Genomic DNA, 23576 nt, shown 5'->3' with positions numbered 1-23576 from the left:
GAGGATCACAGCCATGACCTCTGTGCTGCTGGCCGATGACCATGCTCTCGTGCGCTCAGGCTTCGCCATGGTGCTCTCCGTCGAGGACGACCTCGAGGTCGTGGGCCAGGCCGCCGATGGTCGCCAGGCCGTGGAGAGGGTCGCCCAGGGCGGTGTCGACGTCGTGCTGATGGACGTGCAGATGCCGGACATGGACGGGCTCGAGGCCACCCGGCGCATCGTGGCCGCAGGCGGAGCCAAGGTCATCATCCTCACGACCTTCGACCGGGAGGACTACCTGTTCGAGGCGCTGCGCGCCGGGGCTTCGGGCTTCCTGCTCAAGAACGCCGACCCGGATGATCTGGTCGACGCCGTGCGCTCGGTGGCCGACGGTCACGCGCTGCTGGCTCCGGAGGCCACGGTGCGGGTGATCCAGCGGTGGGTCGCCGCGGACGCAGCGGGTCCGGGCGCTTCCGCCCCCCACGGCGCAGCCGCGCCGACGTCGGCAGCCGCTGCGCAGCGCACGACCGGGACGACCGCGACCAATCCCTCCGCCGGCCCAACCACCGAAGTCGGCGCATCGGGCCCGGGGCGTCCGTCCGAGGAGCATCGCCGTCTGCTGGAGGGCCTGACCGAGCGGGAGTCCGAGATCCTTCGGCTCATGGCCGAGGGGCTGTCCAACGCCGAGATCGCCCAGCGCCTGTTCGTGGGCTCGGCCACCGTGAAGACCCATGTGTCGAACGTGCTGGCCAAGACCGGCAGTCGCGATCGGGTCCAGGCCGTCGTACTGGCGCACCGGGCCGGCGTCGTCGGGCCCTGAAGCGCACGATCTCGGGCCGCTCCGCCTCGCGGCGGAGGCGTCGTCCATGCCCAGCCGCTGGGCTGTCCCGGAGGTTCCGTCGCACGGCGGAGGACCGCGGCGAAGCCCGTCCCTAGGCTGGTCCCAGTTGCGCTGGGGGAGCTGCCCCGGCGCTGAGGCCGAGAGCTCAGGAGCCCACGTGAGCAGCACGCAGACAGCGCAGGAGACGCCCTCCGACGGCGCCACGAGCCGCAGCACCACCTACTCGCCGCCCAGCCGGGGCCATCGGCTCGAGGTCCGCGGCCTGACCCGCACGTTCGGCGAGAAGACCGCCGTCGACGACGTCTCCTTCACCGTGGAGCCCGGGGGCATGACCGGGTTCATCGGGGCCAACGGCGCCGGGAAGACCACGACCATGCGCATGATGATGGGCGTGCTGCGGATCCATTCCGGGCAGGTGCTCTGGGACGGCCGCCCGATCACCGCCGCCGACCGCGCGGGGTTCGGGTACATGCCGGAGGAGCGCGGGCTGTATCCCAAGCAGGGGATCCTGGACCAGCTCGGCTACCTCGGTCAGCTGCACGGCATGGAGCGCGCCCAGGCTCTGCGCGAGGCCCAGCGCCTGCTCGAGCGCTTCGATCTGGCCGATCGGCCCAAGGACAAGCTCGAGACCCTCTCGCTCGGCAATCAGCAGCGCGTCCAGGTGGCGGCCTCCCTGCTGCACAGCCCGTCCGCCCTGATCCTCGACGAGCCCTTCTCCGGGCTGGACCCGGTGGCCGTGGACTCGATGGTCGAGCTGCTGCGCGAACACATGGCCCGCGGCGTCCCCGTCCTCTTCTCCTCCCACCAGCTCGACCTCGTGGACCGGCTGTGCGACTCCATGGTGATCCTCTCCGGCGGCCGCGTGCTGGAGCACGGCACCGCCGACGAGCTGCGCGCCGCCCGCCCGCTGTCACATCGCCTGCGATGCAGCGAGGACGTCGGATGGGTGCGCGATGTCCGCGGCGTGCAGGTCGAGGACCTCGACGGCTGCCGGGCCGTCGTGCGCCTGGACGACGACGCCGCACGCGCCGAGCTGCTGCGCCGAGCGCTGGACCGCGGCCTGCAGGAGTTCACCGACCTGGCGCCCACCCTGTCCGAGATCTACCGCGAGGTGACCCGATGAGCTCTGCGACCCGATCCGACGGACCCGATGCCTCCGCACCCGGTGCTTCCGAGGAGGCCGGCGGCCCCGGTCGCACCGTCGAGCGTCCGTGGCTGACCGTGATGATGCGGGAGCTGGCCGTGAAGGTCCGCAACCGCTCCGTGCTGATCTCCACGGCGGTCACGCTCGTGCTGATTGTCGGGGGCCTCGTCGCCTCCTCGCTGCTCTCCGGCACGGATTCGGGCAGCGAGCACGAGATCGCGGCGGTGGGCGCCGGCTCGGTCGAGATGGTCGAGGCCGTCGATGACAGCCTGTCGGACGACGACTCGGCGAGTCCGCGGAAGGCGACGCGTCAGGAGGCCGAGCAGCTGCTCGACGACGGCGACGTGGACGCGGCTCTGGTCCACGAGGACGGCTCGTGGGTGCTGCTCGGCGACGGCTCCCTCAATCCGGTCCTCGAGCAGGCCGTGACGCAGTCGGTCTCCAGCGCGACCATCGCCGCGAACGCGGCCAGCGCGGGCACCTCGATGGATCAGCTCGCGCAGGGCTCCGAGGTGCGGGTCGAGCAGATAGGCGAGGGGTCGGACAGCAGGGATACCGCGGCCTCGGTCGTGCTGCGCTACGTCTTCGCGATGCTGTTCTACATGGCGGCGATCATGTTCGGGACGGCGATCGCCAACTCCGTCCTGGAGGAGAAGCAGAACCGCGTGGTCGAGATCCTGGCCACGGCCATCCCGGTGCGCCAGATCCTCTACGGCAAGGTGCTCGGCAACTGCGTGATGGCGTTCGCGCAGATGGGTCTGTTCGCAGGCGCAGGTCTCCTCACGGCCTCGCTGCTCGGGCTCACGGACGACCTCGGCTGGGCGCTGTCGGCCTCCGGCTGGTTCATCGCGTTCTTCGTCGTGGGCTTCGCCGCGCAGGCGACGATCTGGGCGGCCCTCGGCGCACTGGCCTCGCGCAGCGAGGACCTGAACACGTCCATGACGCCGATCATGACAGTGCTCGTCGTCGCCATGTTGGCGGGGCTCATGGGCACCGGCACCTGGCTGACGGTCGCCTCCTACGTCCCGATCATCTCGTCGATCGCCATGCCGGTGCGCCTCCTGGAGGGCGAGGCGGCCGTGTGGGAGCCCTTCGCGGCCCTGGCCGTGTGCGGCGCCTTCGGCTGGGCCATGCTGCGGATCGGAGAGCGGGTCTACCAGCGCGCGGTGTTCCAGGGCGGGCGCTCGCTGTCCTGGCGCCAGGCGATGCGGCTCGAGGACTGAGACGGCGCCTCCGGCAAGCGTGAGCGGACTCGCACCGGGTACCGGGGCGTCATCGCCTGCAGCCTTGACAGATCTGGCACAATAGCCGGGTACCCGAAACGAGCGGACCCTCTCTCCGCCCGGATTCGCGTCCACAGGGTGCACCTCAAGATCGGCCCGCCCCACGGGAGCGTGACCGGTGCACCCGTACCTGAATACCAAGGAGAGATTGCACAAGTGGCAGTCAAGATTCGTCTGAAGCGCATGGGCAAGATCCGCGATCCCCGCTACCGCGTGGTCGTCGTGGATTCCCGCAAGAAGCGCGATGGTCGCGTGATCGAGGAGGTCGGCATCTACCAGCCGACCGAGAACCCCTCGCTCATCCGCATCACCTCTGAGCGAGTGCAGTACTGGCTCGGCGTCGGCGCTCAGCCGTCGGAGACCGTCCTGGCCCTGCTCAAGGTGACCGGCGACTGGCAGAAGTTCAAGGGCCTGCCGGGCGCCGAGGGCACCTTGCAGCAGCCGGAGTCCAAGGCCGCCTTCGTGGCCGAGGACAAGGGCTCCGTGATCATCCCCGAGGCGATCACCCCCAAGGCCGAGAAGATCGAGGACTCCGCCGAGTCCGAGGATGCTCCGGCTGAGACCGCCGAGGCTGAGGCCGAGAAGGCCGAGTGATCATGCTCGCCGACGCGTTGGAGCACCTGGTCCGCGGCATCGTGGACAACCCCGAGGACGTCGACGTCACCGCCAAGAACGGTCGACGCGGCGAGTCCCTCGAGGTGCGCGTGCATCCGGATGACCTCGGTCGCGTGATCGGGCGCCACGGCCGCACGGCGGCTTCGCTGCGCACCGTGATCAGCGCCCTGTCCGAGTCCGAGGGAGTGCGGGTCGACGTGGTCGACACTGACCGCCGACGCTGAGGCGAGAGGGTCCGCACGGATCCGGCACGAGCGATCGTGCACCGAACACGGCCCCCGTGTCCCGCAAGGGCGCGGGGGCCGTCGTCATCCCGCCCCCCCTCCTCAGCGAGGGGCCACGAACCATCAGCACGGGCATCCCGTGCGCAAGGAGCACTGCGTGAAGGTCCAGGTCGCCCGCATCGGCAAGCCGCACGGCATCCGCGGCGAAGTCACCGTCCAGCTGTTCACCGACGATCCCCAGGGGCGCTGCGCGCCCGGCGCCGTCCTGCAGCTCGAGGCCGCCACCGACCAGGCGGCCCGACTCGCGCCGACCGGGACCCTCGAGATCTCCTCGGCCCGGTGGAACAAGTCGGTCATGGTGCTCGGCTTCACCTCCGTGAAGGACCGCAATGCCGCGGAGCTGCTGCGCGAGTCCCGCCTGTGGGCCGAGTCCGAGGACGACGACCAGGACGACGACGCCTGGTACGAGCACGAGCTGCTCGGACTGGACGTCGTGCTGGCCGCCGAGCTGGAGCGCGCCGAGGCCGAGGGGCGCGAGCCCGCCGCGGTCGGCAGGGTCACCGGGCTGCGGACTCTGCCGGCCCAGGACCTGCTCGAGCTCGAGCTGGCGGACGGGCAGGAGGGCATGGTGCCCTTCGTGGAGCAGATCGTGCTCGAGGTCGACCCCGACGCGGCGCGCGTGGTCATCGACCCGCCGCCCGGTCTGCTGGATCTGGAGGCATCGCAGGGCACCGAGGGCGAGGCCGCCGAACGCGCTGCCGAGACCGGCGAGCCGGCCGATCTCAGCGGTGTCGAGCTTCCCGGGCAGACCCAGGGCCAGCGCTCGTGAAGCTCGACGTCATCAGCATCTTCCCGGAGTACCTGGCCGCGCTCGACCTGTCGCTGATCGGCAAGGCCCGGCGCGACGGCCTCCTGGACCTGACGGTCAACGACCTGCGGGAGGTCACCACCGACCGGCACCGCACCGTCGATGACACGCCCTACGGCGGCGGGGCGGGCATGGTCATGCAGCCCGAGCCGTGGGCGCGCGCGCTCGAGGGCGTCCTGGAGTCATCGGACGCGGGCGAGGTCGAGCGGCCGCGTCCCGTTCTGGTCGTGCCGTCTCCGGCGGGGGAGGTCTTCCGACAGTCGACCGCCTACGAGCTGGCCGGACGCGAGCACCTGGTCTTCGCGTGCGGACGCTACGAGGGGATCGACGAGCGCGTGCTCGACTGGGCGCACGAGCGCTTCGAGGTCCGGCCGATGTCCCTGGGCGACTACGTCCTGAACGGGGGAGAGGTCGCCGTGCTGGCCATGGTCGAGGCCATCGCCCGCCTGGTGCCCGGGGTGATCGGCAACCCGGAGTCCCTCGTGGAGGAGTCGCACTCGGACGGGCTGCTCGAGTACCCCGTCTACACCAAGCCAGCCCTGTGGCGGGATCGGCCCATCCCCGAGGTCCTGCTCTCGGGCCATCACGCCAAGATCTCGCGCTGGCGACGGGACGAGCAGCTGCGGCGCACGGCCGCTCGGCGTCCCGACCTTCTCGAGCAGCTGGACCCGGAGACCCTCGACAAGCACGACCGCGCGGTGCTCCAGGAGCTGGGCTGGGAGCCGGGAGCCGCGCAGTGAATCCCTGGGCCGCGCAGCGTGAGTTCGGCGGCCCGCTGTGGCATAATGGTCGCTCGCGTGTGCGCTGGGCACGCCCCTGCCGCAGGGGGAAGAGCGACCTCAACAGCGCACGCACCGCCTGATTCCTCCATGGAGATCGGCGGCAAGCACACGACTCGCGGCACGCGAAGCCCACGGACATCCGCCAGGGCCAGCGCTGTGCCGAAGACCTCACGCGGGCGACCTGCGGTGTCCGCCAGGAGAAGCACCATGAACATCCTTGATGATCTCGATGCCAAGTCGCTGCGCAGCGACATCCCCGAGTTCTGGCCGGGCGACACCCTGAACGTGCACGTCAACATCATCGAGGGCAATCGCTCTCGTGTGCAGGTGTTCAAGGGCTTCGTCGTGGGCCGTCAGGGCCAGGGCGTCCGCGAGACCTTCACGGTCCGCAAGGTCTCCTTCGGCGTCGGCGTGGAGCGCACCTTCCCGGTGCACTCGCCGGTGATCGACAAGATCGAGGTCCTGACCCGCGGCGACGTCCGCCGGGCCAAGCTGTACTACATGCGCGATCGCCACGGCAAGGCTGCTCGCATCCGCGAGAAGCGTTGATCACCCTCCCCATGGCATGCCGCGCCCCTCGGGGCGGGGCCGTCGCGGGGAGCCGATCGATTGGCTGAGCGCAGCACGCACGAGGACCCGGCTCCGGCCGGGTCCTCGTCGTCTCAGGGTCCTTCCGATCCGCAGCGGACGTCCCTGCTCGAGCGCTGGAGCCGCGGCTGGCGGCTGGTGCTCGTGGCGGTGATCGCCGCGCTCGTCGTGCTGATCGGCGTGCGCACGTGGGTGCTCGACATCTACTACGTCGGCTCGCAGTCCATGCAGCCCACGATCGAGCCGGGGGACCGGATCCTCTCCGATCAGATGGTCGATGCCTCGCAGCTGCAGCGCGGGGACCTCGTGATCTTCGACGGACGCGGATCGTTCGCCCCCGTCGACGCTGACCCGCCCCTGGTGGAGGCGGGTCAGCGGCTGGCCAGCTGGGCGGGGATCCGACCGACGGACGACATCTTCGTCAAGCGAGTGATCGGGGTGCCCGGCGACACCGTGGCCTGCTGCGCTGCCGACGGCCGTCTCACGGTCAACGGGGAGCCGCTCGAGGAGCCCTACCTGTTCCCGGGCGATGCCCCCAGCGAGACCGAGTTCGAGGTCGTCGTGCCGGACGGACGCCTGTGGCTGCTGGGCGATCACCGATCGGTCTCCGTGGATTCCCGGTCACTGCTCGGCGCACCGGGCGGAGGCCTGGTCCGGGCGGATAGAGTGCTCGGGACACCGGTGGCCGTCGTCTGGCCGCCCGGTCGGGACCTCCCTTGATCCATCGACCGACGCGCGGCGAACCGCGCTGCGGCCCCCTGTCCGGAAGGAAGCACTGCCTGTGAGCGATCAGCCCGCGTCGAGCACCCCCGAGAAGGCGCAGAAGAGCGGATCGTCGGGCGGCATGCTCAAGGAGATCCTGATCACGATCCTGGTGGTCCTGATCATCTCCTTCCTGCTCAAGACGTTCCTGTTCCGGCTCTTCTACATCCCCTCCGGGTCCATGGAGAACACGCTGCAGCTGCAGGACAAGATCGGCGTGAACGTCGCCGAGCCGTGGGCGGGACCGCTCGAGCGCGGGGACATCGCCGTCTTCGAGGACACCCAGGGCTGGCTGCCGGCCGCCGAGACCTCCTCGAACCCCGTGCGCCAGGGCCTCGAGTTCGTGGGGCTGGCGCCCGATCGCTCCAAGCAGTACCTGATCAAGCGCGTCATCGGCACCGAGGGCGACACCGTCACCTGCTGCTCCGCGGACGGCAGGATCACGGTCAACGGGCAGGAGCTGGACGAGCCCTACCTGTACGAGGGGGACGAGCCCTCGGAGATCCCGTTCGAGGTCACCGTCCCGGAGGACAGCTACTTCGTGCTCGGCGATCACCGCTCGGCCTCCGCCGATTCCCGGTACCACATCGAGCAGGGCACCGAGTTCGTCAGCCACGACGACGTGGTGGGCTCGGCCTTCTCGATCCTGTGGCCTATCGATCGGTGGACCTGGCTGTCGAACCCCTCCGACACCTTCGCCGACGTCCCCGACCCGTCCTGATGACCGGCTCGCCGTCGTCGCAGTCATCGCCTCCCGAGCAGGAGAAGGCGGAGGTCTCGGCGCCCGCCCAGTGGGAGGGCCTGAGGGACGCTCCTGCGGTGCGCTCGGACGGCGTGCCCATGCGCCGCAGGCGCACCGGTCGCCGCGTGCGAGGCGCGGATGCGTCGCAGCCCGAGCGCAGCCGCGGCATGCAGTCGGCCCGCGATGTCGCGACTGTGGTGATGGCCGGCCTGCTGATGACGTTCGTGTCCCAGCACGTGCTGGTCAGCGGATATCTGGTCACCGATGAGGCCATGGAGCCGACGCTGCGGCCAGGGGACCGGGTGTTCGCCAACGTGCTGGATCTGACGGTCTCCGGTGCTGATCGCGGTGAGGTCATCGTGTTCCGGCGCCTCGACGGCGACCCGGCGAGCCCCGTGGACCGACGCGAGGCCAATCCCGTGCAGCAGACCCTGTCCTTCTTCGGGCTGTCCCCAGATCGCTCGCTGGACCACGACGTCAAGCGGGTGGTCGGGGTCGGCGGCGACCGGGTCTCCTGCTGCGACGCCCAGGGGCGGATCATGGTCAACGAGGTCCCGATCGACGAGGCCGAGGCCTACCTGCACCCCGGTGAGATCGCCTCCGACATCGAGTTCGACGTCATCGTCCCGGATGATCAGTACTTCGTGCTGGGCGACTACCGCTCCGTCTCGCACGACTCCCGCGATGTGCTCAACACCGATCAGGGTTTCGTGAGCCACGACCGGGTCGAGGGAACCGCGTTCGTCGTCGGCTGGCCGCTGGATCGCATGGGGCCGCTGCCGGACGGCACCTGGGTCTACGACGAGTCCCGGGCCGCAGCTCTCGGCCCCCAGCCGCCGTGGCGGTGAGCGCGGCCCCCACACTCGAGCTCGAGCGCTCCCTGCTCGAGGCTCTTCCCGCCGGCGCACGGATCGCGGGCATGGACGAGGTGGGTCGCGGGGCGCTGGCCGGTCCGGTGGCCGTCGGCGTGGCGGTCGTCTCCGCTTCGACGCCCGGGGCGCCGAGCGCCGTGCGCGACTCCAAGCTGCTGCGCCCGGCCGTGCGCCAGGAGCTGGTGCCGCAGATCCGCTCGTGGGCCGTCGGCTCGGCGGTGGGCATGGCCTCGCCGTCGGAGATCGACGCGCTGGGGATCGTCGGGGCTCTTCGCCTGGCCGGACGACGGGCGCTGGAGGACCTGGACCCGACGGCGCAGCCGGACCTTGTGCTGCTCGACGGCTCCCATGACTGGCTCAGCCCGCCGAGCGACCTGCTGGCGCTGGCCGCAGACTCCGATGCGGCCCCTGCATGGGACGGTCCGGTGCGCACACAGGTCAAGGGCGATATGACCTGCGCCTCGATCGCCGGTGCCTCCGTGCTGGCCAAGGTCGAGCGGGACGCCCTGATGCAGGCTCTGGATGCCGAGCACCCGGCCTACAGATGGGCGCGCAACAAGGGCTACGGCGCCGCCGCGCACCGAGCGGCCCTGCTCGAGCGCGGGGTCACCGAGCACCACCGGCGCAGCTGGAAGCTCGGTCTTCCGAGCTGAACCTCGTCCACAGACGCAGGGCGGCTCTGGTCCGCCCGTGCGGGTGTCGTCATCCTGGGCCCCAAGGGACGACGACGGACGGGGGAGCTCATGCCGAAGGAGGGCAGCGGATCGAGGCTGCAGCTGGGGGAGCAGGGGGAGCGGCTGGCCGAGGCCTTCCTGGTGCGTCGCGGGGCCCAGGTGCTGGAGCGCAACTGGCGTGCCCGGCCGACGCACCACGGCGTGCGCGGGGAGCTGGACCTGATCGTGCAGTGTGAGGCCGTGCTCGTGGGCGTGGAGGTCAAGACGCGGCGCGGCACCTACTACGGCCATCCGTTCGAGGCGGTCGATGAGATCAGGCTGCGGCGGCTGCACCTTCTGCTTGCGGCCTGGGCGGGCGAGCGGGGCTGGACGGCCGCTCGGCGAGTGGATGTGATCGCCGTGCTGCTGCTCGGCGGCCCGGAACACGAGCGGGTCCGGCTGGAGCACCGCGCGGGGCTGCACTGAGCCGCGGCACTCGGGCGCGACCAGCATCTGCGGAGCCCGAGCTGCCGGCGACGAGCCGGGGAGGAGCCTCGCCGCCGCGGCCGGGCACCGGATGCCGGCGACCGGAGGCCGGAGACCCGGCCGGATGCCGGAGGTGGAACCGCGCGGGCGTCGCGGCTCCACAGGCTGCTGCTTCTGCCGCCTCCGGGACGAGCCCTCCTGCATCGGCTCGGTAGAGATCCGACGAGCCGGTCAGTGATCCACCCTGAGGCCACCCGGGAGGTCCGGGGCATCGGAGGGGGTCAGCATGAGCGGTCCGGGCTACGCGCGCAGCCTGTCGGTGGCGCTGATCGGGCTGGAGGGCACGGTCGTGGAGGTCGAGGCGGACATCGGCTCGCAGATCCCGGCGTTCACCATCCTGGGACTGCCAGATGCCTCGGTCCAGGAATCCCGCGACCGCGTGCGCTCGGCCGCCCGGAATGCCGGGATCCCCCTGAGCCCGCGGCGCATCACCGTGAACCTCTCCCCTGCCACGCTGCCCAAGCGCGGCAGCGGCTTCGACCTGGCGATCGCCATGGCCGCGCTGCAGGCCGACGGACAGCTCGCAGCCCCGCCCGGTGTGGTCTACCTGGCGGAGGTCTCCCTGGACGGAGCGCTGCGACCCGTGCGCGGGGTGCTTCCCGCCGTGCTGGCAGCGGTGCGCGCCGGCTATGACCGGATCGTCGTCGCCACGGCCAACGCGGAGGAGGCCGCGCTCGTGACCGGGGCCCAGGTGCGCGCCTATGACTGCCTGGCCGATGCCGCCGCCGAGTTCGGCGCGGATCCGCGGCCGCTTCGCAGGCCAGCCAGCCAGTCCGCCACCTCGGTCGGCGTCGCAGACGAGGAGGAGGCACCGCTTCCCGACCTGTGCGATGTGGCCGGTCAGGCGGAAGCACGCATGGCACTGGAGATCGCAGCGGCCGGATCCCTGCACCTGCTGCTGACCGGACCGCCGGGGGCGGGCAAGTCCATGCTGGCCTCCCGTCTGCCGAGCATCCTGCCGGAGCTGGACGATGAGGCGGCCACCGAGGTGACCGCCGTGCGGTCGCTGGAGACGCTGGTGGGGCCCAGGCGGCGGCTGATCCGCCGCCCGCCGTTCGAGGCTCCGCACCACTCGACCTCGGCCGCAGCACTGCTGGGCGGAGGCTCTGGCATTCCCCGGCCCGGGGCGGTGTCCCGGGCGCATCGCGGGGTGCTGTTCCTGGACGAGGCGCCCGAGTTCGACCGCGGCGTGCTCGACGCCCTGCGCCAGCCCCTGGAGACCGGTGACGTGCGGATCGACCGCTCGAGCGCCAGCGCCACCTATCCCGCGCGCTTCCAGCTCGTCCTGGCGGCCAACCCGTGTCCGTGCGGACGCTCGAGCGGCAAGGGCGAGGACTGCCGGTGCACGCCGGCTCAGCGCCGGGCGTACTTCGGGAAGCTGTCGGGTCCGCTGCTGGACCGGGTGGATCTGCGGCTGCAGGTTCCGGCGCTCAGCTATGCCGAGCTCACGGCCGGGCAGACGGGGGAGTCCAGCGCAGACGTGGCGCGCCGAGTGGCCGCAGCTCGTGCCGTCCAGGCCGAGCGGCTGCGACCTCACGGGCTGCGCACCAATGCGGAGCTCACGTCCTCCCTGCTCAGCGGGCCCCTGCGCAGCGCCGCGTCCGTGATGGCGGGTCTCGAGCGGGAGATGGAGCGCGGTGCGCTGACCGCCCGCGGCATGCACCGGGTGCTGCGCGTGGCCTGGACGCTGGCCGACCTGGAGGCTCGCGACGGCCCCACCGCCGACGACGTCGACACCGCCCTGCACTTCCGCGCCAGCTCCCTGGCGTGAACCGCCCCTCCATGCACCGGATCAGGAGATCGCCATGACCCTCGAGGACCAGCAGCTCATCCGCCGAGCGCGGGCGGGCCTGTCCCGCGTGATCGAGCCGCGGGATGCGATCGGCCATGTGCTGATCAAGGCCCTGGGACCCGTCGTCTCCTGGGAGATCGTGTCCAGCGGACGCCGCCTGAGCGCCGAGGAGAGCCTCGCCCTGACTCAGGCGATGCAGCGCGTCCCGGAAGCGGTGGGCGGGAGCATGGCCACGGCAGCGCAGCGCTGGAAGGCACGGGCCTCGGTCGTGGACACGGATGCCGATCGGCGCGCCCTGGAGGACGTCGGCGGGTGGCTGTGCGTTCCCGAGGACGACGACTGGCCGGCGCAGCTCGACCAGCTCGGCCTGCAGTCGCCGGTGGCTCTGTGGGGCCGAGGGAGACGCACCGCGCTGGGCCGATGGCCGCGCGATGCTGTGGCCATCGTCGGCTCCCGCGACGTCACCAGCTACGGGCGCAGCATCACCTTCGATCTGGCGGGGGCCCTGGCCGCGCGCGGTCGCACGATCGTCTCCGGCGGAGCCTATGGGGTGGATGAGGCGGCGCACCGAGCTGCTCTGGCCACCGGGGTCGGTCCCGTCCCCACGGTCGCCGTGATGGCCGGCGGCGTCGACCGGCTGTACCCGCGCGGGAACCAGGAGCTGCTCGAGCGGGTGTGCGCGGAGGGCACGGTGGTCTCCGAGTCGCCACCGGGGACCATGCCGGCGCGCTACCGGTTCCTGGACCGCAATAGGCTGATCGCGGCGCTGTCGGCGGCGACCGTGCTGACGGAGTCGCGATGGCGCTCCGGGGCGCAGAACACCGCGCATCACGCGGACCAGCTCTCCAAACCGGTCGGTGCCGTGCCCGGAAGCATCCACTCGGCCGCCTCGGCCGGGTGCCATCGCCTCATCCGAGAGGGCGCGGCGGTCCTGGTCAGCGACGTCGAGGAGGTCCTGTCCCTGCTGGAACCCCTGGGGGCAGTCGCCGAGTCCGCACCGGCCGAGCAGCTGCAGATCTTCGACGGGCTCAGCCAGCAGGACCGCATGCTCGCCGATGCCCTGCCCGTGCGCAGCGGTGCGAGCATCGACGCCCTGGTCTCCGCCACCGGGCTGCCGGTGCGCCTCCTGCTCGGTGCCCTGCGCCGCCTCGAGCGCGACGGCCTGGCCCTGGAGCGCGACGGCCTGTGGCGCAGGCCGAGGATCCGATAGGCCGGCCTGCACCGTCATAGGATCGGAGGCATGTCCCACGCCGGTCCGCCCCCCGCCGCACCGCACGACTCAGCGGCTGACGACTCCACCGAGGCCGAGTCCCGGCTGCTCGCGCAGTTCGGCGAGCACCTGCGCCTCGAGCGCTCGCGCAGCGAGGCCACCATCACGGCGTACACGGCCGATCTCGAGCTCCTGCTGGCGTGGGCCCGTCGTCGGGAAGCTGCGGTGGAGCAGATCGACCTGAGCGTGCTGCGCGGCTGGCTGGCCGAGCTGCATGCGCGCGGGGCCTCGGCGTCGACGCTGGCTCGTCGCACCTCCGCCCTGCGCACCTTCTTCGGGTGGACCACCGCGACCGGGCGCACGCCTTCAGATCCGACCCTGCGCCTCAAGGCGCCTCGGCGCGGCTCCCACCTGCCCGAGGTCGTGGGCGCCGGCGACCTGCAGGCGATCCTCGACGATCTCGCCGCCCGAGCCCAGGACGCGAAGTCCTCGGAGCGGGACCGGGCGCTGGCCTCCCGCGACCTGGTGATCGTCGAGCTGCTGTGGGCCACCGGCGTCCGCGTCGCGGAACTGTCCGGGCTGGATGTCGATGACCTGGATCGGCAGCGCCGGACCCTGCGAGTGACCGGCAAGGGCGACAAGCAGCGCGTCGTCCCGTACGGCGCGCCGGCCGATGCCGCGCTCGAGCGATGGCTGAGCCGGCGCGCTGAGCTGAGCTCCCCGGCCAGCGGCCCTGCTCTGCTGCTCGGCTCCCGAGGAGGTCGTCTGGGCACCCGGCAGATCCGCGAGGTCGTCGATCGGGAGCTCGCGGCCCGCCCGGACGTTGCCGCCCGGGGCCCCCACGCGCTGCGGCATTCAGCGGCCACCCACTTGCTCGACGGCGGCGCCGACCTGCGCAGCGTCCAGGAGCTGCTCGGCCACGAGTCCGTGTCGACCACCCAGATCTACACGCACGTCTCGGTCGACCGGCTGGGGGCCGCCTTCCAGCAGGCGCATCCCCGGGCCTGAGCCCCTCGCGGAGCCGAAGCGCGGTGTCATCGACGTCCTTATGACGTCGGAGTCCGTCGTACACTTCGCCGCCGAGTTGACGGCAGAGTCATCGATCGAGAAGGATGAGACTGCTCCTCTGTCTGATGACCTCGAATCCATCAGCTCGGTGGGGCGCCGCAGGACAGAAAATTTCATCGCGGGACGATCCCGGAGGCCTCGAATCCTCTCCGATCGGACCGCATCGGCAGACGCGGGCTGAAGGGTCCTTGTCGCTTCTGGAACTCGTGAAGGTCGTTGGGGAAGACGCACCTACACGTCGGAGGGACACGTCATGTCGACCACGATCACGCGGGGAGTGCTTCACATCCACTCCGCCCCGCAGGCGCTGTGCCCTCATATCCAGTGGGCGCTCGAGGCGCTCGCGCGGGGACGCACCGCACTGGACTGGACCGCCCAGGAGGCGGAGCCCGGTACTCTGCGCGCCGAGCTCACCTGGGCCGGACCGGCCGGGACCGGCGCGCTGATGGCCTCTGCCCTGCGCACGCTCGGGAAGATCCGCTTCGAGATCACCGAGGAGCCCTCGCCCGGAGGCGACGGATCCCGCTGGTCCTTCACCCCTGACCTGGGCGTCTTCCACGCCACCACCGACGCCGCCGGCAACGTGGTGGTCTGCGAGGACCGCATCCGCTACGCCTTCGAGAACTCCCATGGCAACCCCGCCCTGGTGGTCAACGAGCTCTCGCTGGCTCTGGGCGAGGCATGGGACGAGGAGCTCGAGCCGTTCCGCCTCGCCGCCGAGGGCGCCCCCGTCCGCTGGCTCCACCGGGTCTCCTGAGAGTCCCGGGCCTCGCGGGCCTGTTCTGCGGGACCTGACGCCTGGCCGCTGATCCCTCACCCGGAACGAGCAGCCCCTCCGCCTCCCCACTATCGAGTGGGGCCTGCGTGTGAGGACCCGAATCGAGGGGCGTCGGAATGTGCGTTCGGGGCGTCGGACGCACACTGCCGCACCACTCGAATGAGTGAGCACCGCTGAATCGCGCTGCAAGGCCACTCGACGACTGCGGCCCGGAACGACTGCGGCCCCGCACCTCGAGGTGCGGGGCCGTCGATGCTTTCCGGGCATCGTCCCGGCAGCAGAAGCCGACTCAGACGGAGCGGAAGGCCACCACGGCGTTGTGACCGCCGAAGCCGAACGAGTTGGACAGGGCCGTCGCGTCGCCGGAGCGCAGCTCGCGCGGCTCGGTCACGACGTCGAGATCGATCGCGGGATCCTGGTTGTCCAGGTTGATGGTCCGCGGCGCGGTGCGCTCGGTGAGCGCCTTGATCGTGAGGATCGCCTCCACGGCGCCGGAGCCGCCGAGCATGTGCCCGGTCATGGACTTGGTCGCCGAGACGGGGATGCCGTCGATCGCATCGCCCAGCGCCGCCCGCATGGCGGTGGCCTCCGGGAGGTCGCCCTTGGGGGTGGAGGTCGCGTGCGCGTTGACGTGGATGACGTCCTCGGGGGCGATATCCCCCTCGCGCAGCGCCTCGCGCAGGGCGCGGGCCGCACCGGCTCCGGTGTCGTCGGGGGCCGTGATGTGGTGGGCGTCGGCGCTGAGGCCAGCGCCTGCGAGCTCGCAGTAGATGCGGGCGCCGCGGGCCTTGGCGAACTCCTCGGACTCGATGACCACCGCACCGGCGCCCTCGGCCATGACGAAGCCGTCGCGGTCGATATCGTACGGACGGGAGGCGCGCTCGGGCTCGTCGTTGCGGGTGGACAGCGCCTGCATGGCGCCGAAAGCCGCGAAGTTCACGGGGTGGTTGGCAGATTCGGCGCCGCCGACCACGACGACGTCGGCCTTGCCGGTCTGGATGAGCATGAGCCCCTGGTAGAAGGACTCAGTGCCGGAGGCGCAGGCGGAGACGCTGGTGATGGCGGCTGCGCGGGCCTTCAGAGCCATGCCGATCGTGGCGGAGTTGCCGTTGGGCATGAGCATGGGGACGGTCATGGGCATGACGCGTCGGACGCCGCGCTCGCGCATGGTGTCCCAGGCATCGAGCAGGGTCCAGGCGCCGCCGATGCCCGTGCCGAACACGACGGCCAGGCGCTCGGGGTCGACCTCATCGGAGAGCTCGGCGTCGGCGCCGGAGAAGCCGGCGTCGGCCCAGGCCTCGCGGGCGGAGATCAGGGACAGCTGCCCCGACGGATCCAGGCGCTTGGCCTCCACGCGGGAGAGCGCCTCGGAGGCGGGGGTCGAGACGGAGGCGGCGATGCGCGAGCTCGTGGGGTAGAGCTCGAGCCACTCGGCGTCGATCGCGGAGACACCGGAGACTCCGGCCAGGGCGTTGCGCCACAGCTCGGGGACGGTGCCGCCGATGGGCGTGGTGGCTCCGAGTCCGGTGACTACTGCTTTACGGGTCATGTGCGCTGCTGCTTCCTGATCTCAGGGGTGGAGGGGCCGGTAGTCCGCGGCCGGCGCGCCGCCTGCGCCGTGCCGTGGCACGACGGGGCGGCGGCGCGCTCGGCCTGCGGTTCCGGTGGGCCGATCAGCCCTGGGCGTTGTCGATGAAGTCGACGGCGTCCTGAACGGTCTTGAGGTTCTTGACCTCCTCGTCCGGGATGGTCACCTCGAACTTCTCCTCGCAGTTCACGACGATGGTCATCATCGAGATGGAGTCGATGTCCAGGTCCTCGGTGAAGTTCTTGTCGAGCTGGACGGCCTCGGTCTCCAGGCCGGTCTCCTCGTTCACGATCTCGGCCAGACCTGCCAGGATCTCTTCCTTGCTCGCCATGCTGTCTTCCTTTCGTCTGGCCCTCGAGAGGGCCGTTCCCAATCGCGTCGGTCGGCGGTCGCCGACCGGTGATCTCCGGCTCGCGGTGCGAACCCGGCGATCTACGTTGTCACTGCGGTCTCAACTCTACGGGCGGGCCGGCCGCTGAGCGTGGAGCCCGATCCTCGAACGACTGCCTCATCGGGAGGAGGTCGTCGGCCGCTTGCGGATCGGAAGGCGGGGGAGCCGCTGGCTGCAGGCACGAGGCCTGCAGCGGAGGGCTCAGGGCAGGATCACCACCTGGGCGGCGAACACGAGTCCGGCGCCGAATCCGACCTGCAGGGCGGGCTTGCCGGACAGCTCCGGGTGCTCCTTGAGCAGGCGGTGGGCGGCCAGCGGCACGGAGGCCGCCGACGTGTTGCCGGCATCGGCGATGTCGCGGGCGATGACGACCGACTCGGGCAGCTTCAGCACCTTGGCCATCTGGTCGATGATCCGCATGTTGGCCTGGTGCGGGATGAAGGCGCCCAGATCCTCGGGTCCGATCCCGGCAGCTTCGAGCGCCTGCGTGACCCGCTTGGCGACCTCGAAGGAGGCCCAGCGGAACACGGTCTGCCCGTCCTGGCGCAGGGTCGGCGACAGCGGGGCGTCGGCCGGCATCTCGCCGGTCTCCTTGTCCGCCAGATCGGCGCGGAAGGGCCGCGGCTGCCCCTGATCGATCAGGCGCAGATCCGTCAGCGGGTGCGTCATGCGGATGGCCTCGGCCTTGGAGCCGTCCGAGCCCCACACGGTGGGGGCGATCCCGGGCGTCTGCGAGGGGCCCACGACGGCCGCGCCGGCGCCGTCGCCGAGCAGGAAGCTGATCGAGCGCTCGCCGTTGTCGATGACGTCGGAGAGCTTCTCCACGCCCACGACCAGCACGTGCTCGGACATGCCCGAGCGGATCAGGGCGTCGGCCTGGGCAATGCCGTAGCAGTATCCGGCGCAGGCCGCCGAGACGTCGAACGCCGCAGCGGGCGTGGCGCCCAGCTGATCGGCGAGCACGGCAGCCATGGACGGGGTCTGGTACGGATGCGAGATCGAGGCGACGATCACCGCGGAGAGGTGCGAGCCCTGGATCCCGGCCGCCTCGAGCGCCTCGCGCGAGGCCTCCAGGGCCATGTCCAGAGCGCTGGTGGACTCATCGGCGCGGTGGCGGGTGACGATGCCGGTGCGCTGTCGGATCCACTCGTCCGAGGACTCGATCCACTGGCAGATGTCGTCGTTCGTGACGGTGACATCCGGTCGGGAGGCGCCCAGGCCCAGGATGCGGGAGTGGGCGGTCGGGGTGTACTGGTTCAGCGTCACCATGCGGACGTCTCCTGGAAGTAGTGGATGGACCGATGCGCGGCAGCGGGCTCAGGACAGCGCACTGCGCGCGTCCTCGAGGGCCTCGGCCGAGGTCACGGCCACGGCCGGCACGCCGCGCATGGCGCGCTTGGCCAGTCCGACGAGCGTACCCGCGGGCGGCAGCTCGATGAGCTGGGTGACCTCGCGGCGCTTCATCTCCTCCATGCACAGGTCCCAGCGCACGGGGCGGCAGACCTGCTCGATGAGGGACTCCAGGTTCGCCTGCCCGGAGGCGACGGCCCGGCCGTCGCGGTTGGAGAGCAGGACCGAGGCGGGGTCCTGCGGAGACAGCGACCCGGCGAGCTCGCGCAGCGGCTCCAGGGCAGGAGCCATGTAGTCGGTGTGGAAAGCGCCGGCGACCTTCAGCGGGACCACGCGCGAGCGCTCCGGCGGGTTCGCGGCGAAGGCCTCGAGGGCCTCGAGCGAGCCGGCGGCGACGATCTGCCCGGAGCCGTTGGCATTGGCCGGGGTCAGTCCGGCGGCCTCGATGGCCTCGCGGATGACGTCCTCCTGCGGGGAGAGGACCGCGGACATGCCGGTGGGCGCGGCGGCAGCGGCCTGGGCCATGGCGGTGGCTCGGGTGCGCACGAAGCTCATGGCGTCGTCCTCGCTCAGCGCGCCGGCCAGGGCGGAGGCGGTGATCTCGCCGACAGAGTGGCCGGCGAACAGGAGGTCGTCGCGGCCGTCGAGCTCGCTGCGCAGCAGGCGCGCGGCCACCAGCCCGGCCGCCACGATCAGCGGCTGGGCGACCGCAGTGTCCTTGATGGTCTCGGCATCGGCCTCGGTCCCGTAGTGGATGAGGTCGAGGTCGGCACCGCGGGAGAGCCGCTCGAGGTGCTCCCGCACGCCGGGCAGCGGCAGCCACTCGGCGAGCATTCCTGGCTTCTGGGCGCCCTGTCCTGGGCAGAGGATCGCAATCACCCGTGAATTCCACCAGATCGGGGGACGCGCAGCGACCTGCGGCTCGCACGAAGGCCCCGTCGGAGCTTTGTCGACTCCCTACAAGGCCTGCGACGGCGCCTCGCCCGGGCTCCGGCGCGCCGGTCGGGGCAGCTGTGCGGGGCCTCCAGCTGCGCCGGGGCCGCTGCGTGCGGCGGAGCTGGAGGCGAGCCGGCCGGCCACCAGCGCGCAGTGCAGCACGAACGCGTCGCGGGGCACGAGCGGATCCCAGCCGGTGAGGTCAGTGATCCGCCGCAGGCGGTAGCGCACGGTGTTGGCGTGGACGTAGAGCTCGCGCGAGGTGGCCTCGAGGGAGTGGCCCACGGAGATGTAGGTCGACAGGGTCTCCTCGAGCCCGGTGGTCGAGGCCGCCAGCGGCGCGTGGATCTGCTCCACGATCGCCGCGCGGGCCAGCAGGTCCCCGGTCATCAGGCGCTCTGGCCACAGCTCCTCGGAGTGCACCGGGCGCGGGGCGGCGGGCCAGGCATGGGCTGCCTCGAGCCCGGCGGAAGCCGGCTCGGAGGAGGCGACCACCGAGAACAGCGAGTCGGCCTCCGGCCCGTAGACGACCGGGCCGGGGCCGAACAGGGCGGCGAGCCGGGCCAGGGCGCGGTCGGTGCGCTGCATGTCCGCGAGCATCAGCAGGAGGCGATCGCCCTGGATGGACACGAGCGCATCCGAGGCGTGCCGGGTGGCCACGCGTCGGATGCGGGCCACCACGGCCGGGCTGGTCTGCTCGGGGCTGCTGCCGACCACAGCCGTGACCGGGCCCTTGGAGTCCCAGCCCAGGGCAGCCACGCGGGAGCGCAGGGTCTCGCTGCGCTCGCCGCTGAGCAGGCCGTCGACGACGACGGACTCCATGCGAGCATCCCAGGAGCCGCGGTTCTCGGCGGCACGGGCGTAGATGTCGGCGGCGGCGAAGGCGATGTCGCGGGAGAAGCGCAGGACGCCGTCGCGCAGGACGGCGGCGTCGCTTCCCGTGGCCAGCTCGGGGACCCGGTCCTCGACGACGTCGACCACTACGCGCAGCACCTGCAGGGCCTGGTGCAGGGAGATCGCGGTGGTGAGATCCGTGGGCGCTTCGCGGAACATCGTGAGGAGGAACTTCTCGTCCTCCGGATCCTCGCACCACGTCACGAAGCCGGCGATGCCGCGCTGGGCCATCAGCCCGAGCTCGGAGCGGTCCTTGGGCTGCAGCTCGGCGAACCAGGGCAGGTCCTCGCCCAGCCGGTCGATCGCCACATCCGACAGCGGCGCCACGTTGGCTCGGACCCGGTCGAGGGTCTTGCGTCCCGGCATGGGCTCAGCGCGCCACGCGCTGCGTCGGGACGAGCGCGCAGACCTGCCGCCGGTCGACTTGGCGCCGCGGATCCACCGGCTCCCGCCGAGCAGCGCGCCGCCGGAGCGGGAATCGGAGTCCGTCGAGGTGTCCTTCGCCATGACGGCCAGGATACGACAGGAGGCCCGGGGCGAGCGCCCCGGACCTCCTGCCGACTGCCGTCGCCTGAGCTGATCAGGCGTCGCCGCCCGCGTTGCCGGAGGTGCCGGCGTTCGGGTTGAGCAGGTCGTACTTCTCGATCGCCTTCTGAGGGGCGTCCGAGTCGACCTCGCCCTGCTTGGCCAGCATCTGCAGAGCGCGCACCACCATCGAGTGCGAGTCGATGTGGAACCAGCGACGGGCACCGGCACGCGTGTCCGCGAAGCCGAAGTCGTCCGCGCCCAGTGTGGCGAAATCGTTCGGGACGTACTGGCGGATCATGTCCGGGACCTCGGAGGCGTAGTCCGTCGAGGCGATGATCGGGCCCTCGGCACCGGCCAGCGCCTGGGTGACGTACGGCGTGCGCACGCCCTCCGACGGGTTCAGGAACGCGTCCTTCTCCGCGGCCATGGCATCGCGGCGCAGCTCGGTCCAGGAGGTCACCGACCAGACGTCGGCGGACACGCCCCAGTCTTCGGCCAGCAGCTTCTGGGCCTCGAGCGCCCAGGGCACGGCCACGCCGGAGGCCAGCAGCTGGGCGCGGGGGCCCTCCTGCTCGGAGGCCTTCAGGTGGTAGATGCCCTTGAGGATGCCCTCGACATCGACGTCCTCCGGCTCGGCCGGCTGCTGGATCGGCTCGTTGTACACCGTGAGGTAGTACATGACGTCGTGATCCTCATCGGCGGTGCCGTACATCTGCTCGATGCCGCGCTTGACGATGTGGGCGATCTCGTAGCCGTAGGCCGGGTCGTAGGTGATCACAGCCGGGTTGGTGTTCGCCAGGATCGGGGAGTGGCCGTCCGCGTGCTGGGTGCCCTCGCCGGTCAGCGTGGTGCGCCCTGCGGTCGCGCCGATGATGAATCCGCGCGCCCGCTGGTCGGCGGCCGCCCAGAAGACGTCGCCGGAGCGCTGGAAGCCGAACATCGAGTAGAAGAGGTAGAACGGGATCATCGCCTCGCCGTGAGTGGCGTAGGAGGTGCCCGCGTTCAGGAACTGCGCCGTGGCGCCGTCCTCATTGATGCCCGGGTGCAGGATCACGCCCTGTGAGGACTCCTTGTAGGACAGCATCAGCTCGCGGTCCACCGACATGTAGTTCTGCCCGTTGGGGTTGTAGATCTTGGCCGTGGGGAAGAACGAGTCCATGCCGAACGTACGGGCCTCATCCGGGACGATCGGCACGATGCGGTGCCCGAAGTCCTTCTCGCGCATGAGGTCCTTGAGCGTGCGGACCAGCGCCATGGTGGTGGCGGCCAGCTGCTTGCCGGAGCCCTTCTTGGCCGAGGCGTAGGCCTTGTCCGAGGGAAGGGTGATCTCCTTCTGCTCGTGGCGGCGCTCGGGCAGGAACCCGCCGAGCTCCTTGCGGCGCTCCAGCATGTACTGGATCTCGGGGGAGTCCATGCCCGGGTGGTAGTACGGGGCGTTGTACGGGTCCTCGAGCTGCTCGTCCTCGATGGGGATGCGCAGGTGATCGCGGAAGGCCTTGAGGTCCTCCACGGTCAGCTTCTTCATCTGGTGCGTGGCGTTGCGGGCCTCGAAGTGCGGGCCCAGGCCGTAGCCCTTGACGCCCTGCGCCAGGATGACGGTCGGCTGGCCCTTGAACTCCATGGCGGCCTTGTAGGCGGCATGGATCTTGAAGTAGTCGTGCGCGCCGCGCTTGAGGTTCCAGAGGTCGTCGTCGGACAGGTCCGCGACGAGCTCCTTGGTCTCCGGGGTCTGGCCGAAGAAGTGGTCGCGGATGAACGCGCCCGACTCGCCCTTGTAGGTCTGGTAGTCGCCGTCCAGGGTCTGGTTCATGATCTGGACGAGCTTGCCGGTCTTGTCCTTCTTCAGCAGCTCGTCCCACTCGCGGCCCCAGATGACCTTGATGACGTGCCAGCCGGCGCCGCGGAAGAACGCCTCGAGCTCCTGGATGATCTTGCCGTTGCCGCGCACCGGGCCGTCCAGGCGCTGCAGGTTGCAGTTCACCACGAAGGTCAGGTTGTCGAGCTTGTCGTTGGCGGCGGCCTGCAGCACGCCGCGCGACTCGGGCTCGTCCATCTCGCCGTCGCCCAGGAAGGCCCAGACGTGCTGTTCGGAGGTGTCCTTGATGCCGCGGTTCTCGAGGTACCGGTTGAACTGGGCCTGGTAGATCGCGTCCATGGGGCCGTTGCCCATGGAGACGGTCGGGAACTGCCAGTAGTCCGGCATCATGCGCGGGTGCGGGTAGGAGGACAGCGCATGGCCCTCCTTGGTCTTCTCCTGGCGGAAGCCGTCCAGGTCCTCCTCGCTGAGACGGCCCTCGAGGTAGGAGCGGGCGTAGTTGCCGGGGGAGGAGTGGCCCTGCCAGAAGATCTGGTCGCCGCCGCCGGGATGATCCGGGCCGCGGAAGAAGTGGTTCTGGCCGACCTCGTAGAGCGTGGCCACGCCGGCGAAGGACGAGATGTGCCCGCCCACGCCGATCTCCGGCTTCTGGGCGCGCTGGACCATCATCGCGGCGTTCCAGCGCATGTAGGCGCGGTAGCGGCGCTCGATCTCCTCGTCGCCGGGGTAGTCCGGCTCCTGGTCGACGGGCACCGTGTTGATGTAGTCGGTGGTGGTGACCATGGGGACGCCGACGCCCTGGGCGCCCGCATCCTGCAGGAGGGCGCGCATGATGTACTGCGCGCGCTCGGTGCCCTGGGTCTTCACGAGGTCCCTCAGGGACTCGACCCACTCCTCCGTCTCCTCCGTGTTGGAGTCGGTCAGCTGGCTGGTGAGCCCGCTCAGGATGTGATTGTTGCTCTCGGATGCCACGATCAACCTCTCTTCGTCGAGTGCGGCGGCGGTCCTGGCGGCAGCTGCGCCGCATGTTGGGGCGCGCCCCGCCGGAAGTCCTCAGACCATCATCCAACATTCTGCCGTCTCGTGCGTCCACGCCTTGACCTCCTGTCATGGGACTTGCCATGCGTCTCTGGTCACAGTCGGGCCGGGTGGAGTCGAAGCCGTCGTCACGGGTTCGCTGGCAGCGCCAATGACGGGCTCTGGTTGCCAGTCGCCTTGCACGCAGCGGCCAACAGGTGTTGTGTTGCGTCGAGGGCCGGACCGCGTCCTGCGATCCGGCAGCACAACTGGCCGCGACTGAGCGGCATGTCTTTCGGTGCACCTCCC

The 23576-nt window shown here is 70.9% G+C and carries 23 protein-coding genes; 17 read left to right on the top strand and 6 right to left on the bottom strand.

Going from position 1 to position 23576, the window contains the following annotated elements; translation table 11 throughout:
* Positions 1 to 13 precede the first annotated feature (13 nt).
* The 17 genes from RF645_RS02215 to RF645_RS02135 all read left to right on the top strand — a co-directional run bounded on the left by RF645_RS02215 (position 14) and on the right by RF645_RS02135 (position 14726).
* Positions 14 to 799, top strand: coding sequence for a response regulator transcription factor (locus tag RF645_RS02215; RefSeq protein WP_058871216.1), 786 nt, complete (start codon positions 14 to 16; stop codon positions 797 to 799).
* 178 nt (positions 800 to 977) lie between these two features.
* Complete coding sequence (locus RF645_RS02210; RefSeq protein WP_368818522.1) at positions 978 to 1943, top strand: ABC transporter ATP-binding protein; 966 nt, start codon at positions 978 to 980, stop codon at positions 1941 to 1943.
* On the top strand, positions 1940 to 3187 hold the full coding sequence (locus RF645_RS02205; protein WP_368818521.1) for an ABC transporter permease: 1248 nt from the start codon (positions 1940 to 1942) through the stop codon (positions 3185 to 3187). Before RF645_RS02210 ends, RF645_RS02205 begins: the two co-directional genes overlap by 4 nt.
* Positions 3188 to 3403: 216 nt before the next feature.
* On the top strand, positions 3404 to 3841 hold the full coding sequence (rpsP, locus tag RF645_RS02200) for a 30S ribosomal protein S16 (RefSeq protein WP_368818520.1): 438 nt from the start codon (positions 3404 to 3406) through the stop codon (positions 3839 to 3841).
* A gap of 2 nt (positions 3842 to 3843) precedes the next feature.
* Positions 3844 to 4086 (top strand): RNA-binding protein, encoded by a 243-nt coding sequence (locus tag RF645_RS02195; protein WP_040561204.1) that lies wholly within the window; start codon positions 3844 to 3846, stop codon positions 4084 to 4086.
* A 157-nt stretch (positions 4087 to 4243) separates the two neighbouring features.
* Positions 4244 to 4915: a ribosome maturation factor RimM gene (gene rimM, locus RF645_RS02190; RefSeq protein WP_368818519.1), complete on the top strand. Its 672-nt coding sequence runs from the start codon at positions 4244 to 4246 to the stop codon at positions 4913 to 4915.
* The gene (gene trmD / locus RF645_RS02185) at positions 4912 to 5694 is read left to right on the top strand and encodes a tRNA (guanosine(37)-N1)-methyltransferase TrmD (RefSeq protein ID WP_058871213.1); all 783 of its coding nucleotides are present in this window, start codon (positions 4912 to 4914) and stop codon (positions 5692 to 5694) included. Before rimM ends, trmD begins: the two co-directional genes overlap by 4 nt.
* A 249-nt stretch (positions 5695 to 5943) precedes the next feature.
* Complete coding sequence (gene rplS / locus RF645_RS02180) at positions 5944 to 6285, top strand: 50S ribosomal protein L19 (RefSeq protein ID WP_006215087.1); 342 nt, start codon at positions 5944 to 5946, stop codon at positions 6283 to 6285.
* 60 nt (positions 6286 to 6345) lie between these two features.
* Positions 6346 to 7044 carry a signal peptidase I gene (lepB, locus tag RF645_RS02175; protein WP_006215088.1) on the top strand — a complete coding sequence of 233 codons (699 nt, stop codon included), beginning with the start codon at positions 6346 to 6348 and terminating at the stop codon, positions 7042 to 7044.
* Positions 7045 to 7105: 61 nt separating this feature from the next.
* Positions 7106 to 7807: a signal peptidase I gene (gene lepB / locus RF645_RS02170; protein WP_053447196.1), complete on the top strand. Its 702-nt coding sequence runs from the start codon at positions 7106 to 7108 to the stop codon at positions 7805 to 7807.
* Complete coding sequence (lepB, locus tag RF645_RS02165; protein ID WP_268142886.1) at positions 7807 to 8676, top strand: signal peptidase I; 870 nt, start codon at positions 7807 to 7809, stop codon at positions 8674 to 8676. The genes lepB (RF645_RS02170) and lepB (RF645_RS02165) overlap by 1 nt, the downstream gene beginning before the upstream one ends.
* Positions 8673 to 9353, top strand: coding sequence for a ribonuclease HII (locus RF645_RS02160; RefSeq protein WP_058871481.1), 681 nt, complete (start codon positions 8673 to 8675; stop codon positions 9351 to 9353). The genes lepB (RF645_RS02165) and RF645_RS02160 overlap by 4 nt, the downstream gene beginning before the upstream one ends.
* 90 nt (positions 9354 to 9443) lie before the next feature.
* On the top strand, positions 9444 to 9839 hold the full coding sequence (locus RF645_RS02155) for a YraN family protein (RefSeq protein WP_006215092.1): 396 nt from the start codon (positions 9444 to 9446) through the stop codon (positions 9837 to 9839).
* Between the two features lie 286 nt (positions 9840 to 10125).
* Positions 10126 to 11670 (top strand): YifB family Mg chelatase-like AAA ATPase, encoded by a 1545-nt coding sequence (locus tag RF645_RS02150; RefSeq protein WP_058871211.1) that lies wholly within the window; start codon positions 10126 to 10128, stop codon positions 11668 to 11670.
* A 34-nt stretch (positions 11671 to 11704) separates the two neighbouring features.
* On the top strand, positions 11705 to 12901 hold the full coding sequence (dprA, locus tag RF645_RS02145; RefSeq protein ID WP_058871210.1) for a DNA-processing protein DprA: 1197 nt from the start codon (positions 11705 to 11707) through the stop codon (positions 12899 to 12901).
* A gap of 30 nt (positions 12902 to 12931) precedes the next feature.
* Positions 12932 to 13909, top strand: coding sequence for a tyrosine recombinase XerC (locus RF645_RS02140; protein WP_082676909.1), 978 nt, complete (start codon positions 12932 to 12934; stop codon positions 13907 to 13909).
* A 313-nt stretch (positions 13910 to 14222) separates the two neighbouring features.
* The gene (locus RF645_RS02135) at positions 14223 to 14726 is read left to right on the top strand and encodes a DUF3145 domain-containing protein (protein ID WP_006215096.1); all 504 of its coding nucleotides are present in this window, start codon (positions 14223 to 14225) and stop codon (positions 14724 to 14726) included.
* A 310-nt stretch (positions 14727 to 15036) separates the two neighbouring features.
* Here RF645_RS02135 and RF645_RS02130 read toward each other — a convergent pair whose 3' ends face one another.
* From RF645_RS02130 to aceE, 6 genes are all read right to left on the bottom strand, one after another.
* Positions 15037 to 16296, bottom strand: coding sequence for a beta-ketoacyl synthase (locus RF645_RS02130; RefSeq protein WP_058871209.1), 1260 nt, complete (start codon positions 16294 to 16296; stop codon positions 15037 to 15039).
* 124 nt (positions 16297 to 16420) lie between these two features.
* Complete coding sequence (locus tag RF645_RS02125; protein WP_006215098.1) at positions 16421 to 16666, bottom strand: acyl carrier protein; 246 nt, start codon at positions 16664 to 16666, stop codon at positions 16421 to 16423.
* A gap of 261 nt (positions 16667 to 16927) precedes the next feature.
* A complete protein-coding gene (locus tag RF645_RS02120) occupies positions 16928 to 17995 on the bottom strand; it encodes a beta-ketoacyl-ACP synthase III (protein ID WP_053447202.1) in 1068 nt (355 codons plus the stop codon).
* A gap of 48 nt (positions 17996 to 18043) precedes the next feature.
* Positions 18044 to 18955, bottom strand: coding sequence for an ACP S-malonyltransferase (locus RF645_RS02115; RefSeq protein ID WP_058871208.1), 912 nt, complete (start codon positions 18953 to 18955; stop codon positions 18044 to 18046).
* A 78-nt stretch (positions 18956 to 19033) separates the two neighbouring features.
* The gene (locus tag RF645_RS02110; RefSeq protein ID WP_368818518.1) at positions 19034 to 20413 is read right to left on the bottom strand and encodes a PucR family transcriptional regulator; all 1380 of its coding nucleotides are present in this window, start codon (positions 20411 to 20413) and stop codon (positions 19034 to 19036) included.
* Between the two features lie 73 nt (positions 20414 to 20486).
* Positions 20487 to 23222: a pyruvate dehydrogenase (acetyl-transferring), homodimeric type gene (aceE, locus tag RF645_RS02105; RefSeq protein WP_368818517.1), complete on the bottom strand. Its 2736-nt coding sequence runs from the start codon at positions 23220 to 23222 to the stop codon at positions 20487 to 20489.
* Between the last annotated feature and the right edge of the window lie 354 nt (positions 23223 to 23576).

Source organism: Kocuria sp. CPCC 205260 (assembly GCF_040981045.1).
Lineage (GTDB): Bacteria > Actinomycetota > Actinomycetes > Actinomycetales > Micrococcaceae > Kocuria > Kocuria palustris.
This window is presented reverse-complemented; position numbering and strand designations above follow the sequence as displayed.

Coding starts and splice junctions, on each gene's coding strand:
- RF645_RS02215 (WP_058871216.1), top strand. CDS start 14: ATGACCTCTGTGCTGCTGGCCGATGACCATGCTCTCGTGCGCTCAGGC.
- RF645_RS02205 (WP_368818521.1), top strand. CDS start 1,940: ATGAGCTCTGCGACCCGATCCGACGGACCCGATGCCTCCGCACCCGGT.
- RF645_RS02195 (WP_040561204.1), top strand. CDS start 3,844: ATGCTCGCCGACGCGTTGGAGCACCTGGTCCGCGGCATCGTGGACAAC.
- rplS (WP_006215087.1), top strand. CDS start 5,944: ATGAACATCCTTGATGATCTCGATGCCAAGTCGCTGCGCAGCGACATC.
- lepB (WP_268142886.1), top strand. CDS start 7,807: ATGACCGGCTCGCCGTCGTCGCAGTCATCGCCTCCCGAGCAGGAGAAG.
- RF645_RS02155 (WP_006215092.1), top strand. CDS start 9,444: ATGCCGAAGGAGGGCAGCGGATCGAGGCTGCAGCTGGGGGAGCAGGGG.
- RF645_RS02150 (WP_058871211.1), top strand. CDS start 10,126: ATGAGCGGTCCGGGCTACGCGCGCAGCCTGTCGGTGGCGCTGATCGGG.
- dprA (WP_058871210.1), top strand. CDS start 11,705: ATGACCCTCGAGGACCAGCAGCTCATCCGCCGAGCGCGGGCGGGCCTG.
- RF645_RS02140 (WP_082676909.1), top strand. CDS start 12,932: ATGTCCCACGCCGGTCCGCCCCCCGCCGCACCGCACGACTCAGCGGCT.
- RF645_RS02135 (WP_006215096.1), top strand. CDS start 14,223: ATGTCGACCACGATCACGCGGGGAGTGCTTCACATCCACTCCGCCCCG.
- RF645_RS02130 (WP_058871209.1), bottom strand. CDS start 16,296: ATGACCCGTAAAGCAGTAGTCACCGGACTCGGAGCCACCACGCCCATC.
- RF645_RS02125 (WP_006215098.1), bottom strand. CDS start 16,666: ATGGCGAGCAAGGAAGAGATCCTGGCAGGTCTGGCCGAGATCGTGAAC.
- RF645_RS02120 (WP_053447202.1), bottom strand. CDS start 17,995: ATGGTGACGCTGAACCAGTACACCCCGACCGCCCACTCCCGCATCCTG.
- RF645_RS02110 (WP_368818518.1), bottom strand. CDS start 20,413: ATGGCGAAGGACACCTCGACGGACTCCGATTCCCGCTCCGGCGGCGCG.